The organism is Paenibacillus sp. GD4, from assembly GCF_030846225.1.
GTDB lineage: Bacteria > Bacillota > Bacilli > Paenibacillales > NBRC-103111 > Paenibacillus_G > Paenibacillus_G silviterrae.
In genome coordinates this window covers 2,498,819-2,514,540 of sequence record NZ_JAVCYK010000001.1, presented here as the reverse complement: position 1 = coordinate 2,514,540, position 15,722 = coordinate 2,498,819, and the positions used below count along the sequence as shown (strand labels likewise).

14 protein-coding genes are annotated in these 15,722 nt (G+C 50.4%); 10 read left to right on the top strand and 4 right to left on the bottom strand.

Annotated features, from left to right (window positions below):
* Positions 1-25: 25 nt before the first annotated feature.
* Positions 26-3,961: a cadherin-like beta sandwich domain-containing protein gene (locus tag RAC89_RS11840; RefSeq protein WP_306613698.1), complete on the bottom strand. Its 3,936-nt coding sequence runs from the start codon at positions 3,959-3,961 to the stop codon at positions 26-28.
* A gap of 204 nt (positions 3,962-4,165) precedes the next feature.
* Complete coding sequence (locus RAC89_RS11835; RefSeq protein WP_306613696.1) at positions 4,166-4,762, bottom strand: TetR/AcrR family transcriptional regulator; 597 nt, start codon at positions 4,760-4,762, stop codon at positions 4,166-4,168.
* A gap of 88 nt (positions 4,763-4,850) precedes the next feature.
* On the opposite strand from RAC89_RS11835, the gene RAC89_RS11830 reads away from it, so the two are divergent.
* The 4 genes from RAC89_RS11830 to RAC89_RS11815 all read left to right on the top strand — a co-directional run bounded on the left by RAC89_RS11830 (position 4,851) and on the right by RAC89_RS11815 (position 7,900).
* A complete protein-coding gene (locus RAC89_RS11830) occupies positions 4,851-5,453 on the top strand; it encodes a class I SAM-dependent methyltransferase (RefSeq protein WP_306613695.1) in 603 nt (200 codons plus the stop codon).
* Positions 5,454-5,566: 113 nt separating this feature from the next.
* Complete coding sequence (locus RAC89_RS11825; RefSeq protein WP_306613693.1) at positions 5,567-5,992, top strand: VOC family protein; 426 nt, start codon at positions 5,567-5,569, stop codon at positions 5,990-5,992.
* A gap of 228 nt (positions 5,993-6,220) precedes the next feature.
* A complete protein-coding gene (locus RAC89_RS11820) occupies positions 6,221-7,417 on the top strand; it encodes a ParM/StbA family protein (RefSeq protein WP_306613691.1) in 1,197 nt (398 codons plus the stop codon).
* A gap of 48 nt (positions 7,418-7,465) precedes the next feature.
* Positions 7,466-7,900 (top strand): hypothetical protein, encoded by a 435-nt coding sequence (locus RAC89_RS11815; protein WP_306613689.1) that lies wholly within the window; start codon positions 7,466-7,468, stop codon positions 7,898-7,900.
* Between the two features lie 164 nt (positions 7,901-8,064).
* On the opposite strand, the gene RAC89_RS11810 is transcribed toward RAC89_RS11815, so the two are convergent.
* Positions 8,065-8,616, bottom strand: a complete 552-nt coding sequence (locus RAC89_RS11810; protein WP_306613686.1) for a helix-turn-helix domain-containing protein — start codon at positions 8,614-8,616, stop codon at positions 8,065-8,067.
* 147 nt (positions 8,617-8,763) lie between these two features.
* Between RAC89_RS11810 and RAC89_RS11805 the strand changes: the two genes are divergently transcribed.
* From RAC89_RS11805 to RAC89_RS11790, 4 genes are read left to right on the top strand one after another with little or no spacing between them, the layout of a single operon-like run.
* Positions 8,764-9,168, top strand: coding sequence for a DoxX family protein (locus RAC89_RS11805; protein WP_306613684.1), 405 nt, complete (start codon positions 8,764-8,766; stop codon positions 9,166-9,168).
* 24 nt (positions 9,169-9,192) lie between these two features.
* Positions 9,193-9,855 (top strand): alpha/beta hydrolase, encoded by a 663-nt coding sequence (locus RAC89_RS11800; protein WP_306613682.1) that lies wholly within the window; start codon positions 9,193-9,195, stop codon positions 9,853-9,855.
* 7 nt (positions 9,856-9,862) lie between these two features.
* Positions 9,863-10,633, top strand: coding sequence for a DODA-type extradiol aromatic ring-opening family dioxygenase (locus tag RAC89_RS11795; protein ID WP_306613680.1), 771 nt, complete (start codon positions 9,863-9,865; stop codon positions 10,631-10,633).
* A 2-nt stretch (positions 10,634-10,635) separates the two neighbouring features.
* Positions 10,636-12,024 carry a hypothetical protein gene (locus tag RAC89_RS11790; protein WP_306613678.1) on the top strand — a complete coding sequence of 463 codons (1,389 nt, stop codon included), beginning with the start codon at positions 10,636-10,638 and terminating at the stop codon, positions 12,022-12,024.
* 52 nt (positions 12,025-12,076) lie between these two features.
* Here the strand turns inward: RAC89_RS11790 and RAC89_RS11785 are convergent, their stop codons facing one another.
* Positions 12,077-13,246 (bottom strand): acyltransferase family protein, encoded by a 1,170-nt coding sequence (locus RAC89_RS11785; protein ID WP_306613677.1) that lies wholly within the window; start codon positions 13,244-13,246, stop codon positions 12,077-12,079.
* A 270-nt stretch (positions 13,247-13,516) separates the two neighbouring features.
* Here RAC89_RS11785 and RAC89_RS11780 point away from each other — a divergent pair, with 270 nt between their 5' ends.
* Together RAC89_RS11780 and RAC89_RS11775 are read left to right on the top strand one after the other, a co-directional pair.
* Positions 13,517-14,239: a hypothetical protein gene (locus RAC89_RS11780; protein ID WP_306613675.1), complete on the top strand. Its 723-nt coding sequence runs from the start codon at positions 13,517-13,519 to the stop codon at positions 14,237-14,239.
* A 28-nt stretch (positions 14,240-14,267) separates the two neighbouring features.
* Positions 14,268-15,590 (top strand): polysaccharide deacetylase family protein, encoded by a 1,323-nt coding sequence (locus tag RAC89_RS11775; RefSeq protein WP_306613673.1) that lies wholly within the window; start codon positions 14,268-14,270, stop codon positions 15,588-15,590.
* Positions 15,591-15,722 lie beyond the last annotated feature (132 nt).

Sequence of the window (15,722 nt, the reverse complement as noted above, 5' to 3'; positions counted from 1 at the left end):
CAAGGATATCCTCCATAAGAGGCTCCTACCGATTCAACAATCTTGTTAGGATGACGACGGCTTCGGCTCGCGTTGCTATACCGTTTGGCTCGAACCGGTTATTTTCCAGCCCGTTGACGAGGCCGCGTTTAGCCGCTTCTGCGATATAAGGCAGCGACCATGAGGGTATGCTGGAATTGTCGACGAATAAGGTGGATTGATCCGTTTCAACGGGCATGCCAAGCGTTCTGATAATCAGCGTGGTCATTTCCGCACGAGTCAACGGCCGGGCCGGACGGAAGCTTCCATCCTCATAGCCATTAATAATGCCCTGCTGAACTGCCATAGAAATTGCCGGCCGTGCCCACAGTCCGATGTCGTCGATGTCGGTATAGTCAGGCATATTCCGTGGTTCTGGTTCCTTCCAACCGAGAGACCTAGCCAACAGCTGCACGAACTCGGCTCTTGTCACTTCACGTTCAGGATGAAACGAGCCATCCGGATAGCCGGCAACCCATCCTTCCGCCACGGCTTTGCGTATTTCTGCTTCCGCCCAATTTCCAGCAATATCGTTCAAGCCTGAAGGCTGTACCGGCAGCTGCTCCGCAATTGAGCGGTGGATAGTTATGGTATAGGTTTGGGACAATCCGTTTGGATGTGTCACCTGCAGAACAATGGTATTGTTTCCAGGAAGCAATTCCAGCGTTACCCCGTCTTGCAGCTTGTTGCCTTGCAGGCTAACCTGGGCATCCATGTAGAGTGTTTTTGCGGTAAGATGTACCTTCTTAGCGGTCGTTTCTGCCGCATATGAGCGTATATCTTTTTTGAATGCCGGGCTCAAGGTGATCGTCTTTTCATCAGCCAGCAGGCTAAGCGAGCTTAAATCCGCCGCATCAACCGCCGCAGGCTCGGACGATTCGTTGATAGTCTTCCGAAAAATGTCTAGACGGTAAGACCTCTGCGTAATACCATCCTGAGCGGTAACGGTAACCGTAACGGTGTTTGAACCTGCGTTGAGCGCTATCGGACCAGAGGCACTTCCGGTTGCCGCAGGGATACCATTGATTGTGAGTGTCGCATGGCTCTCGGCAACGATCGGTGTTAGGCTGATGGAAGAGACATAGTCCTCTACAGTAACCGTATAGACAAACGTTTCGGAAGTGAACGGTTCATTCAGCTTTCCGTTGCTAATCGTTAGTGCGCCAAGTGTGGCAACCGATGAAGGTGCTCTTGTGACGACGATGCTGTACGGGGTAGTCGTGGAGCCGTCCTGAGAGGTAACGACAACCTTAATCGTATTCGCACCGACAGCAAGAGGGATAGGACCGTACACCGTCCCGCTGACCGATAAAGTGCCGTTAACCGTCAAAGTCGCGGTACTGTCCGAGACGGTTGGTGTTACGCCGATCTCAGCGACGCTATTCGCTACGTTTGCCGTGTAGGACAGTGTACCGGAAGCGAACGTCTCGTTGAGTGCACCCGGACTGACTGTGAGCGAGTCAAGTGTAGCAACTGACGAAGGGGCTCGCGTTACGATAATGCTGTACGGGGTAGTTGTGGAGCCGTCCTGAGCGGTAACAACAACCGTAATCGTATTCGCACCAACAGCAAGAGGAATAGGACCGTACACACTGCCGCTGACCGATGAAGCGCCGTTAACCGTTAAAGTTGCTGTACTGTCCGAAACGGTTGGCGTTACGCTGATCGAATCGACGCTGTTCGCGACATTAGAAGTATAGGACAGCGTACCGGAAGCGAACGTTTCGTTGAGTACACCCGGGCTGACCGTGAGCGAGCTAAGTGCAGCGACCGATGAAGGTGCCCGCGTGACGAGGATGGAGTACGATTTCGTTGTCGAGCCGTCTTGAGCGGTAATCACAATCGTAATCGTATTCGCACCAACAGCAAGAGGAACAGGACCGTACACACTGCCGCTGACTGATGAAGCGCCGTTAACCGTCAAAGTCGCCGTACTGTCCGAAACGGTTGGTGTTACGCTGATCTCAGCGACGGTATTCGCTACGTTAGCCGTATAGGACAGCGTACCGGAAGCGAACGTTTCGTTGAGCGCACCCGGGCTGACTGTGAGCGAGCCAAGTGTAGCGACCGACGAAGGTGCCCGCGTGACGAGGATGGAGTACGACCTAGTCGTTGAGCCGTCTTGAGCGGTAACAACAACCGTAATCGTATTCGTACCAACAGCAAGAGGAACAGGACCGTACACACTGCCGCTGACCGATGGAGCGCCGTTAACCGTTAAAGTCGACGTACTGTCCGAAACGGTTGGCGTTACGCTGATCTCAGTGACGCTGTTTGTGACAGTGGCCGTATAGGACAGCGTACCGGAAGCGAACGTTTCGTTGAGTGCACCCGGGTTGACCGTGAGCGAGCCAAGTGTAGCGACCGATGAAGGTGCCCGCGTGACGATGATGGTGTATTCGTTTGATGTGGTACCGTCCTCGGCAGTGACACTGATGGTAATCGTGTTCGGTCCGACGGCCAGTGAAGAAACGGTTGATGCGCTGCCGCTCGTTGCCGTCGCGTTGTTCACTTTCAACGTTGCACTACTGTTATTGACCGTCGGCGTGACGTCAATCGATGTAACGCTATTCGCGACGTTAGCCGTATACGCAAGTGTATTTCCAGCAAACGTCTGATTGAGCGCACCGGGGCTAACCGTAAGCCCGCTTAATGTGGCATCGGTATTCGGCGCTCGGTTTACCTTAATTGTGTAGGTCCGTGATGCACCGTTGAAGGCCGTAACGACAACTGGAATTGTATTCTCGCCTTTACTTAGTGTGATGGGAGACGAGGCACTGCCGCTCGTTACGCTCACACCTTTGACGGTAACAATGGCCGTGCTGTCGCTCACCACCGGCGTAACCGTAGTGGAGGTGACGTTGCTCGCCACACTGGCTGTGTAATCCTGCGTATTGGGCGAGAATGGAGAAGGGCTGAGCGTAATTCCGCTCGCCGTCAGCCCGGAAAGCCGATTGTCGGGCGACCCGAGTGAAAGCTTCCATATGGTATCATATACATTGTTGTATGGAGCCATTTGGGCATAAGTGGCTAAATACATCGCTCCTGTTTGATCGAACCCGATATGGGTGGGGGCAATGGCGTTCGAATTGCCTGTAAAGTACACCGAGCTTTCGTTCAAGCTCGAATCGAACCGGGTCACAAGACTTCCACTATTGCCGTACATCGCCACATATAAATTGCCGTCGGAATGCAAGCGGAATCCACGAGGAAAGTAGGCCGTTTTGATTAACGTGCCCCCACCCGTCTTCAATTTCATAATTTTCCCCGTGCTCGAACTGTTGCCGATATAGACGCCTGAGCTGTCCGCGGCTATACCGAGAGGCTTATCGAGTGTCGCATCTACGGCCGGATCCGGGTCCAGATCGCCCGACCAAACCACAGGGCTGCTTGTTGAATGGAATGTGGACGCATCGAATTTCAGCACGCGGTTGGAATTCGTGTCCGCGACATACAGATCATTGCCGTATATGGCGATTCCCTGAGGGTAATTAAGCCCGCCTACCGAAGGGGTGGTGCTACTGCCGTCCCATTTGATCATATTGGTAAACGTGTAAGCTCCGCTTGAGAAAGTGACGTCAAATCTGTAAAGGTACCGTTTATCCGTTACATATATATGCCCTAAGCCATCGAATGTAACGGCAAGGAGATCCGTGAAGCCGTCTGTGGCAGTTAACGTCATCGGTGTAGCATTCCCGTCCAAGTCGAATATTCTCACAGTAGAATTGGCTACATCCGCTACGAATATGTGATGGTTGACCGGATCGACGTCGATTCCGAAAGGATCAAAGCCGAGAGCCGTCGGGTTTCCTGGCCCTGCGCCCATCCTCCAGTTTGATGCTGCTAATACTGACTGACTGTACATGGATAATGCCGTTAATATCACTGCTGTAAATAACGAGGCAGCAAAAAAAGCCCGTACCATTTGCCGCATACCGTCCATGAAATATCACTCCTCTAATCATGCTTACTAGGAATTTCATTCGTAAAAGCTCGGACGGTGCGGAAAATGTCGGACTGACTTCCGAAAACGTTTACTATGCTCTAAAATAAATATATTCCGTATAGTATATATTATGGGATGCCTGAAGAATTCGTCAAGAAAAGAGTTCAAAGATAGGTAGGAGGACAAGCAAAGGACGATGCTTCATGACATCAACTTGACCAACCCTTGGATATGCGCTTGCGGATCGGTCCCTCCAAATAAAATCGAAAACACGGCATACCCTTCGTTAAATGCAATTACTTGCATGGCGATCAGACGGGGATCCTTATCCGGAGCGATCCATCCCTTCTCTTGCAAGGTAATCACTAAGGCCTCGATTCCTGCAATCCACTCGCGATATTTCTCCTTGAGCATGCTGTGAATCTCCGGATCGTGTTTGGTTTGCTGGTAGAAATCGATAAGCACAACGATCCACTTATCGAACCCCTTTACCATTTGCCCAAGGCGTAGTAGGGTTATTGAAAGAACTTCCTCGAGTGTTGTATCCGCAGGACTAAATTGTTTGGGAATATCGGTCCATCCGTTAGTTAATTGAATTTGGTAATCAAGCACATGCATAAATAACTGTTCTTTGCTTGTAAAATGGCCGTAAAAGGCACCCTTCGTATGCCCTGTTCGCGCGACGATATCACTGAGCGTTGTAGCCGCATATCCTTTTTCCGAGAAACACGTCATACCCGCTTCAACGAGCAACTTATAGGTAGCTTCTCTTTTTAACTGAAATTTATTTTTAGTCAATTTGATCACCTCTCTCGTATTAGGACTCCATTATTGACCAAAGCTTATTATAGCAGTGAATCACGCTTCAGTTAAGGGAGAGATACTAATGGGAAATACGGATAAGTTTGAAATGATAGCTGCTGTGTATGACACTCCTGAAAGAATCCAAATAGCAAAGGAATCCTCGGATGCCATTCGTACATATCTGGTTGACGCGAAAAGTAAGAATGCCATTGATTTTGGTTGTGGAACGGGTCTTGTCGGAATGAACTTGGTAAACGATTTTCATTCTATGCTTTTTCTGGATACGTCACAAAACATGATTAACCAAATAAAGCAAAAAATTTCTGCTTTGAATATTCATAATGCAGATACATTATGCTTTGATTTTGAAAAGGAAAGTCTACCGAATTTTCATGCCGACTATATTTTTATGGCTCAGGTTCTGCTTCACATTCATGATGTTGAATTGGTTTTATCTAGGTTATTTGATGTTCTGAATGAGGGAGGACATGTACTGATCGTAGATTTTAATAAAAATGAAAAAATAACTTCAGATCTCGTTCATAATGGGTTTGATCAAGCAGAGCTGGCAGGCATGATGTCGAAAATAGGGTATAGGAATATTCAATCCCAAACTTTTTATACTGGAAGTAAAATATTCATGGGACATGATGCGTCGATGTTTATTCTTGATTCTCAAAAGTAAAACCGAGGGGATTATACAAGAAAAGCAAGCTTTTACATAAATTTAGTACTCCTTGCAGGCAAAATAGGTAATAATGGATTAGTAAACCATATCGAGAACAGGAGTGAACGAAGTTGACTTTACGGATGAACCCTTATTTAGTGATGGATGGAAATGCGAAGGAAGCCATAGCATTTTATGAGAAAGCACTCGATGCTAAGGTTATGGGTGTCCAGACCTTTGGAGATATGCCGGCCAACCCTGAATTCCCGCTGCCTGAAGAGGCAAAAGGCCGGGTGGCTCACGCCTTGTTGAAGGTAGGTGAAACGGATCTGATGTTTTCCGATACCTTCCCAGGCCAACCGGTGGAGAAGGGGAACCATGTCACGATTTGTATCACTTCCAATGACCCGGAGAAGTCGAGGCAGATCTACAAGGCTTTGCAGGAGGGTGGACAAGCCGTTATGCCGATCCAAGAAACGTTCTGGAGTCCGGCCTATGGTATCGTTAAGGACAAGTATGACGTGACATTCCACGTTACAACAGAGACAACGAAGTAAGCTCCAACCATCAAAGGCCCGGGCGCCAACAAAAAGCGCCGCGGGCCTTTTCATTCTGGGATAAGCAGGAACAATCGTCAAATTTCTCCCCCTATAGAAAGTCGAAATTTGCCCCACACAGGTCAGAAGGTTTAGACAGCTATTGAGCCTATTAGTGGATTCCCATACAACACCAGGTATGGCAAGGTAATACTGGGACGTATTCTACTGAATAGGGAGGAAGAATGCATGAACTTTCATATTTTCGTAGGCAATGATAACGGGAATAGTGAGCATGATCTGATCATAGACGGTAAGCTGGTGCAGCAGCCCAATGTAAATTGTACGGTGGACGAGCTGCCATGGAGCGAGGAGCAGGCTCCTGAGAGCTTTATCAAAAGTTTGCAGGATCAGCTGGTGGTCACAATCGATTCTCCAGCCGCGCGCCCGGGCATGTATTATGTCGGCAAGTTTGCTCTGGAAAGCGGAGAGATCCTCGATAATTTACAAATCGGCATCGATATGAAATGCGATATGGATCTGCCTGTGGTCAATACGCTGGCGCAGATTGCAGCCGTTGCGGTTCAGAAGGCTTACGAGGAGGAGAAGAAGCTTCCCGATCATATCGACCTCGAAGTGGACATGGCTACGGCGCTGCCGGTTACGCAGCATACCGATGAAACGTCGGCGAAGTTCGAGAAGCGGTTTACGTCGGGCTCCCATCACGTCACGGTACATCTGGGTACGCACCGGGTGGCGGTCAAAATTGCATTTCCTTTTGCCAAGGTCGTTCCGGAAGCCACTCCCGTGATCTTCGCCCTGCAGAAGGATGCCGAGGGCAATTGGAGAGAAGGCGATATCTTTCAAGAGTTTGTCGAAAAATATGAAATCGACAAAAAGTTTAACGGTCTTTATTTTAAAGACAAGCGAATTCTCCATATCGATATCGGTGACGGGTCTACGGAATATCCGATCACGGAGGGGAATAAGTTTCTGCGCCAGTTCGTGCATGGAAGCCATCATGGAGCAGGCTATGCGATTGAAGAGGCTCTTGATGAATTCAATAGGCTCATTCACCTTCCTAACAGCCCCCGACAGTTCTTCAGCGATGTCCTTAAAAATCCCAAGCACAAGTATCATGCCCGTGCCATCCGAACGTTGAAAACTCCTCTGGAAAGCCAGGTCAAGCAAATCGTGCAAAATGTGAAGCGGCAGCTGACCAAAGCGCGGAATGAAATCGACCTGATCTGTGTCTATGGGGGAGGAAGCATTCTGATGCGGTCCCTTCTGTATCCAAGGCTTGATGAGCTGTGTGTGGAGCGGGAAATGCAGCTGCTCTACATTCCGGATGACTATGCGGTGCAGATGAATGCGCTGGGGCTGGATGCCTTCGTCCGCGGCAAAATTTATGAGGCGCTGAAAAATAAAGCGGCGCAGCCCGCTTAAGAGCACCGACCCGATAATAGATCATAGGTCGACCGGAAGGTGGAACGCGTGAAAAAAACGAAACAGCCCGGTGATAATATTAGTCTGAAGACGAAGAAGACGGAGGATCCCTCGGTGATGCAGTGGATCAATGCGCAAACGAACTTGATGGATTCGCTCCGGTACCTTATCGAGAATGAAATTTACCAGAACGGCGTACGCAATTTGCAAGCCTTTATCCCGACGGAACGAAATGTGCTGGGGACAGCTTCATTGCCTAAGGGATCCTTCACTCATGAAGGAATGCGGGAAATGCGCGAGGGGAGAGGAGAGGTTGCGGCTGCTTACCACAGTGCACCGCAGGCGGAGCCGGAAAGGCCTGTCCGGATAACGCAGCCCCAGCCGCAAGCAGCTGCACCACCCGACCCAGCGGGCCGTGCAATCGTACAGCCGGATGAGGCTGACGATGACATTGCCGAAGAGGATATTGAAGCATGGGTGTAGCCTAAACAGGACGGAATACCGAGTAATACTTGGCCGTACCAGGTGTTACTTTGGATTGCCGAGCGTCACTAGCTGTCCAGCATCATCCTTTATCATACTAAGTAACACCGAGTAATACTTGGTAGAGAGGCGTCTGTGCGAGACGCCTCTTTTTTGCTGTGAGCTTACAGAAAATCGGTCCCTTTATCGCTCTCGGCATATACGGCAATGAGAATGACGGCCGTTTCCTCACCGATATTTTTCACAAGGTGGGGGGTGCAGGCGTTCCAGCTGAAGGAATCTCCCTCTTCGAATTCGGCGTGATCCTCTCCCTGCTCCGCGTAGATTCTCCCTTTCATAACAAAATGGATCTCTTCCCCTTCATGGGCATGGGGAGCTTGGCCTGTGGAGCCGCCGGGAGGCAGCTCGACCAGCACCATCCTTACATTCTTCGTGGAGCTAAGATGCTCCACCTTGAGGTGCTCGGTTCCGCTCTGGGTTATCCTTCGTTCGTCCCTCCGGACAATCGCCATTCGTTCCTCCTGCTGCAGCAGCAAGTAAGCCAAAGGCACCTTTAAAGCTTTGGCGATGCTTTCCAGCGTAGCGATGGAAGGGGAGGTTTTATTGGTTTCAACCTGGCTCATGAAGCCTTGGGAGAGCCCGGTTTCTTCACAAATTTGGGCAATGGTAATGTTTTTGCGCTTGCGGATGGTCCTAATAGTAGAGCCGATGTTCATCCGTATTCACCCCGGAGAAATATTTGTAATACAAAATATAATTTAATAATAGCAATATTTTTGTTGACACGCCATAGTTCTGTACTTTATATTAGTCATATGCAATAAACATTTGTATTGCTTATAAATATTAAGGAGCGATAAGAGATGACGAAAGTTACTTTAGTATCGACTATAACGCGTGTGGTGCTGGGAATCCTATTTCTAGCCCATGGCATCAGTAAATTACAGATGGGGTTAGGGAATGTAGAGGCTTGGTTCAGCTCCATAGGAGTCCCCGGCGTATTGGCTTACGCTGTAGCGGCTCTTGAGCTGGTCGGAGGAATCCTGCTGATTGCCGGGCTCTTTACCCGGTATGTATCGGCCTTGCTGGCGCTCATGCTCATCGGTGCCATTTTCACGGCGAAGCTCTCCGCCGGATTGTTGGGTAACGGGCAAGCTGCGGGCTATGAGCTGGATATAGCGTTTATTTTGCTTGCACTGTACCTGATGACAGCCGAGCCTTCTCCACTGTCTCTCGACCACGCCTTTTTCAAAAAACAAAGAGCGTAATCGCCGAAGGGAGAGCATGTCTCTATGAATCCCGTTTATTCTTATGACATTCATTTGCCGGCCCGGATGGACCCGAACAAAACTTATCCGACGATCTTCACGCTTCATGGAAAAGGGTCGAATGAGAAGAATATGTATGGTCTGGCAGCACCGCTATCAGATGAGTTTATTATTGTCGGCATTCGCGGGAATCTTACACTGGGCGCAGGATTTCAATATTATGAGCTGAAAAGCTTAGGCAATCCCATCCGGGAGTTGTTTGACCAAGCAGTCCGCCAGCTGGAACACTTCATTCATTACGCGACGGAGAAATATCCGATCGATCCGGCTAAGCGATATTTGCTCGGCTTCAGTCAAGGTGCGATCTTGTCGATGTCGCTGGCCCTAACGATGGGGGATCAGCTGAAGGGCATTGTAGCATTAAACGGGTATGTACCCGATTTTGTAAAAACGGAGTATACTTTGAAGAGTACGCAAGAGGTATCGGTCTTTATTTCTCACGGGGAGTACGATTCCGTGTTTCCGGTTCGCATCGGGCACGAAACCGCGGCCTACTGGGAGAAGCGGACACCGCGATTCACTTTCAAGCTCTACCCGACTGATCACGGGGTGTCTGAGGAAAATCAAAGAGACGTCACGGAATGGCTTATAAAGGATGCCGGAGTGCATCTTCATACAAAGGAGTGAGCGATCAATGATGCCATCCTATTTTTTCGCCCATGGAGCGCCTTCGATTGTTTTGGAGCGAAATGCTTACACGGATTTTATCAAAAAGTTCGCCGCGGGCAAACCGAAGCCGAAAGCGATCGTGCTGTTCTCGGCCCATTGGGAGCAAACGTCGCAGACGGTGAGCGCGGTGGATACGTACAGTACGATATACGATTTCTCGGGCTTTCAGGAGGAATTGTACCAGATTACTTATCCGGCCAAAGGAGAGCGTTCGCTAAGCGAACAAATTCAATCGTTGTTCACACAGCACGGCATCCCGAGTGTGCTGGATGAGGAGAGAGGCCTTGACCATGGTGCTTGGGCTGTCCTTCAATTGCTGTATCCCGATGCGGATATTCCCGTTGTGGCGCTGTCCGTCAACCGTTACTTAAGCAATGAGCAGCAGTATCAAATCGGCAAAGCTCTATCTGAGCTGCGGGAGCAGGATATTCTCATTATCGGCAGCGGCGGGACGGTTCATAATTTGCGGAGGCTGCGCTGGCAGGGCGATGGGGCGGACGAATGGGCCGAAGCCTTCGACAACTGGCTGCAGAGCAAGCTTGAGGCTTGGGATACCGCTGCGCTATTCAACTACAGGGAAGAAGCGCCTTATGGGGAAGCGGCCGTGCCGACAAATGAGCACTTCATCCCCTTGCTGCTTGCCATGGGAGCGGGAGACAAGAACCGGCAGGCGAAGCTGCTGCATAGAAGCTATCAATTGGGCAGCCTGAGCTTGAGCTGCTGGGAATTTCAATAAGGATGTCTTTATTAAAGGGTTCCTCTATTAAATCCACCCTGGAACGGACCGCCATTTTCTTATTGGCGGTCGTGTTCATTATCGGGCAGCTTACGCACTGGGAGCCGCTTTCCCTGGTGCTGGGCGGTCTGGTATTTGTAACAATCGCCCTGCTGCTTCCCCGGCTGAAGGGGATGACGTTATGGCTTACGATCTCGTTCCTGGTTCTAGGGATGGTGCTCCTATTCCTTCGGAAGACAGAGCCGAGCTTCTGGTTCCAAGCGGCAGGAATGAATGTCACGATCGTCACCCTGTTTATCTTTGCGCCGCTCTTCGGTATCCCGGTACGGCTCCCTGAATATATCGAAGCCTTGAACCGGTTCTATGAGAAGAGCGTGAAGAACAAGTCCGTATTGTTCTCCGGAACACAGGTGTTGACCCAAATTATGGGGGCATTCCTGAACGTCGGCTCCATTCCCGTTGTGTATCATATCGTCTATGCCAAGCCGCGTCCCGGCATGAACCTGCTGCTGGCAAATGCGTTGAACCGGGGGTTTGCCGGGGCGATTTTATGGTCGCCTTATTTTGCAGCGATGGCCGTTGTGATTTCTTCGCTTACGCTTCGCTGGTCATCTCTGCTTCCTCATATGCTCGGCTTGGCGGTCCTAAGCCTTCTTGTCAGTCTTGCCGTGGAGTATAAGGAGCTGCTCAAGAAGGAGGAGCCTCTCTCTCTGTCAGGGGAGAAGGAACCGGAGGAGGCTAACGACGATAAGGAGACAACGGTGTTTCCCATGGGGCTCGGCATCTACTTGGTTTCTACCATCGCTGCAGTTCTTGTGCTGGAGCAGCTGCTTGCGCTGCCTATGGTGCTGATCACCTGTCTGGCAGCCGTGTTTTTTCCACTGGGCTGGTGTCTGGCCAAAGGAGCTTTCGCAACCTACCGTCAAGGACTTACGAATCATCTTACGGTGACGCTGCCCGCTTTGCAGAAGGAGATGACGCTGTTTCTTGCGGCCGGATTCTTCAGCGGTTCGATCGGTGCGACCGGGTTCGGAGATTATATCCCTGCCATTTTGTCTTTTATTCCTTTGCCGGTTTCGGTATCCTTCTCGATCCTGACGGTGGTTCTTATCATGGCTACATCGATGATAGGGCTTCATCCGATCGTGCTGATTACCATTTTCGCCACCGGGGTCGATCCCGCATCCGTTCAGATTAGTCCCCAGGAGCTGGCTGTTCTTCTTCTGGGGAGCTGGGGCTTATCGAATACCATCTCTCCGGCCTCAGCGGTTAATAATTTGCTGGCGGGTTTGTTTCAGAAGCAGGTGCATGAGCTGGCCGTGCCGAACTACAAATATGCTGCAGCGATGGCGGTCGTACTGCTGCTCTACCTGATAATCGTCCCGATCTAGCATGCAAAAACGTCCACTCCCAATGCGGGAACGGACGTTTTTTTGTCTGGCATTAGGCCTTTATTGGAATGGGCGACTTAGCAAGCTTATGGGCAAGTGCCCGGCCCTGTTCGGCAAAACGTCTTTCGAAAACATACCACATGACGGCGGAAACACCGATGGAAAGCGGCAGCGACAGCAGCAGGATGACCGGCAGGGGAAGCTTCTGGTGCAAGGAGTGAACCAGACCGAGCAGAACGGTCAGATGATACAGGTAAAGGCTGAAAGAAATGTTGCCAAGGAACAACAGCGGCTTGGTCAGCAAAAGCTTCGATAGAGCAGACGAGGACAGAGCCAGCACAATGATGCCGGAGGCGCCTGCCGCGGTAATGTAATCGATCAAAATCGGGTTGAAGGGGGCCAGGAAGGAGATCTGATTCGTGATCACCGTTGGATACGTTGCGTAAATGTAGCATAGCAAGGAGAGCAGGAGCAGCGTGATTTTTACCGGGAAAGAGAGCTTCTTGTAATGATGCAGGAAGGCGGCCTGGTGCTTAGCCAGCAGCGAGCCCAGGATGAAGAACGACAGATAGTGAAGGGAATCGAAGTAAGTGGTATGGAAGCCGTTCGACAGCTCCCAGTGATATACGTTATTCAGGCCGCCGATAAGGGAGAAGACGAAGCATGCGAGGATACTCGCGGCCCAATGACTTCGGTTTAACAGCAAGATGACAAAGGGAAAGATCAGCGAGATGCGCAATTCATGAATCAGTGACCAGATGACATTGTTATATAGGTCCGAATGGATATTTCCTATCAGAACCATATGCTCCATAAACGAAGCGGGGTCGAGGGGCTGCTTCCACGAGGATTGAAACCAGCTGCTTAGTCCGTCAATACTACCGCTATAGAACAGAGAGGCTGCACCCATGGCGATCAGAATCGATACCAGATAGGGAAGGTAAATCCGGAAAAGCCTCTTCAGCAGAAACGGGAGGTAGTCAACGCTTTGGTGTCTGTGCAGGGGCAGGGAGAGGACGAACCCGCTGAGTACAAAAAACAACAGCACTGCGGCATGGCCGCTAATCAACAGCTTCGCGGGAGACTTAAAGTGGAATAGGAGCTGGAAGAAAGGCGTTAGTGCCAACGGGACAAGAAAGAGATGATGAATGACGACAGTGAGTGCGGCCAAGCCTCGAAGAGAATCCAATTGCTCATACCGGGCGGAGCTTATTCTGTTCAAAACGATCGTACCTCCTGAGAAAAGGAAAATTCTATGGATATAATGATACTTATTGTATCATATACTAAGGTATTTTTCGATACAAAGTGTACTTGGTTCTGTTGGCATCGAGCCATTGGGATAAAATGACCACGGAAGTAGTTCCGCTCAAGAAAATAATGTAAAAAATCAGTGCTTTAGTCCCGATCCAATGACTAAAAATTATTTTATAATTGATGAATTGATAACGACACATTGCGACATTTTCTAAGAAAAAGTGAGGTAAACCTGATGTTTTCTCCTTTCCAAAAAAAGAAAAGCTATTCCGACCGGCTTCCCGAGCAGGACTCAGGCGCACAAATGTCTTCCAAGGATATGCCGGAGGGCCCGGCTGTCCCCGAAGATCTCTCCGATGTCCGGGAGGAACGAACCGGTTCCTTTACCGCGAATAAGTCCCTTTTGGATAAAAAATCGTTAGATCTCGTCTTCGCCGTAGAACAAATGATTCAGGCCAAGCAGCACGTAGAGGCTGGTAATCAGGAGCTGCAGGACCGTCTGCATCATGCCAATGGGCATATTGACCGATTGAATAAGGATCTGAAGAACCTGAACAAGGTGGTGGAAGACCGAGAGAAGAGCATCTTGGAGCTGGAACAGAGACTGATTGACAAAAATCTGCGGGTAGATCAAATGATGGAGGACTTCCGCGAGCTGCAGTCGGCCATGTCGGAGGAGATCGAGGAGCTCAAAAGCCTGCATGAGGTGGAACGCGATCAATATGCGGCGCTGCTTCATAAAAATAATGAGATGCAGGCAGAGAAAAACAAAAAAATCAGTGAGCTTGAGGAAAAGCTTAACAAGCTGGAGATAGAGCATGCCCATATGAAGCAAAAATTCGAAGCGCTTCGTGAGGAGAAGACGTATCTTGTGAACGTAGTCAATGATTTTACCACACGCATGACCTCTCCCTTTTCGTCGAAGGCCGGCGCAAGGGATCAGGCTTCTCCGGAATGAAGTTTAAGGAATAGAAGGTTGAGGTTGCATGAAGACGTTAAGCACACAGGTGATCGAGCTGCTTGCGCTTGGAGAAGCTCCGGGTGGCGGCTATTACATCAAGATCGGCGTTACGCAGCAGGATGAGCAGGCCTCGTATACGATGGATATCGATGAATTCACGTACGTCCGTTTGGCCGGACTCCCGCCGCTGAATGGAGCGAGGGTTCGAATATCCCCGTATCCCAAGTGGAACCCTTATCGCACCACCTATTACTGCGCTCTCATTCGGATGACGAATGATACACGGATGAAGCTGGATTTCGAATGCAGCGAACGGTTTATTGCCCAGCTCGATCGCCTTAGGCATATGCCACCTCCATACCTTCCCGACGAAGGAATGAGGCCTGAGCAAGAGGAGCGGGAGGAAGAGCGTACCGAAGCGCGGCATGCAAGACGCGTTCCAGCCCGCAAAGCAAGAGCAGCCCTTCGGCTGCTGATCATTAGCGCGCTGCTGGTGATCGTATGTTTCCGCTTGGAAGCCGGCTGGCTGACGGAAGGCGCGATGGCCCTTAGCGGCCACTTCAGCCACAAGGCGGCGGAACCTGTCCTGGATCCGGTCGAGGAGGTGCCTCCGCAGGCGGTTGCCATGGCAGCCTTGGACGGGAATTCAAGCGATGCTCTTGTAAGTCAAGCGGTGCACGCCGTCGCCGCACCGGATCAGCGGCAGCAGCGGGAGGAGCCCGCACCGCCTTCACCGCCTGCAGCAGCTCCTAAGGAGTATGAGGTCATCACAATTGATGAGGGGCACGGCCTTTACGGGCTGCCTAAGGGTTATGTGGCCTTATCGTTCGATGACGGGCCTTCGCAATATACGAAGCGAATTATCGATATTTTGAAAGAGAACAACGTGGCGGCAACCTTTCTGTTCGTCGGCAAAAATGTCGTACGCAACCCCGATGCGGTTACCTACGCGTACGAGCAGGGCATGTCGATCGGCAATCATTCTTGGGATCATAGTGTGCTTACAAAGGCAGCTCCTGAAGAGCGGATAAACAATATAGCGAAAACGAACAAGGCGCTGGAGGCACTTACTCATACACCGGTAACCCTGTTTCGACCGCCGTACGGCGCAGTGGATCAACAGCTTAAGGCAACCGTCAAGGAGCTGCCGATGAAGCTTCTCATGTGGAATCGGGACCCCGAGGACTGGCACGCCAAGAAGCCGGAGGATATCGTTCGATATTTCCGGGAGGTGGATTCGTCCGGGGGCGTATACGTAATGCATGAGGATAAAGTGACGGTTGAAGCGCTGCCGGAGATTATTGAGGTACTCAAAGGGAATCATTTAAAATTCGTAATTTTTCATTAGACGTATGCGAAGGCGTGCCCCATTCGGGGCACGTCCTTTTTGTTTCATAAAAGAAGCAAAGCCCAGCCCCTTAGGGAGCTGAGCTTTCCCAGACTTTCCGAGCGGGAAATGACAGTTCGCATGTTTGCGGAC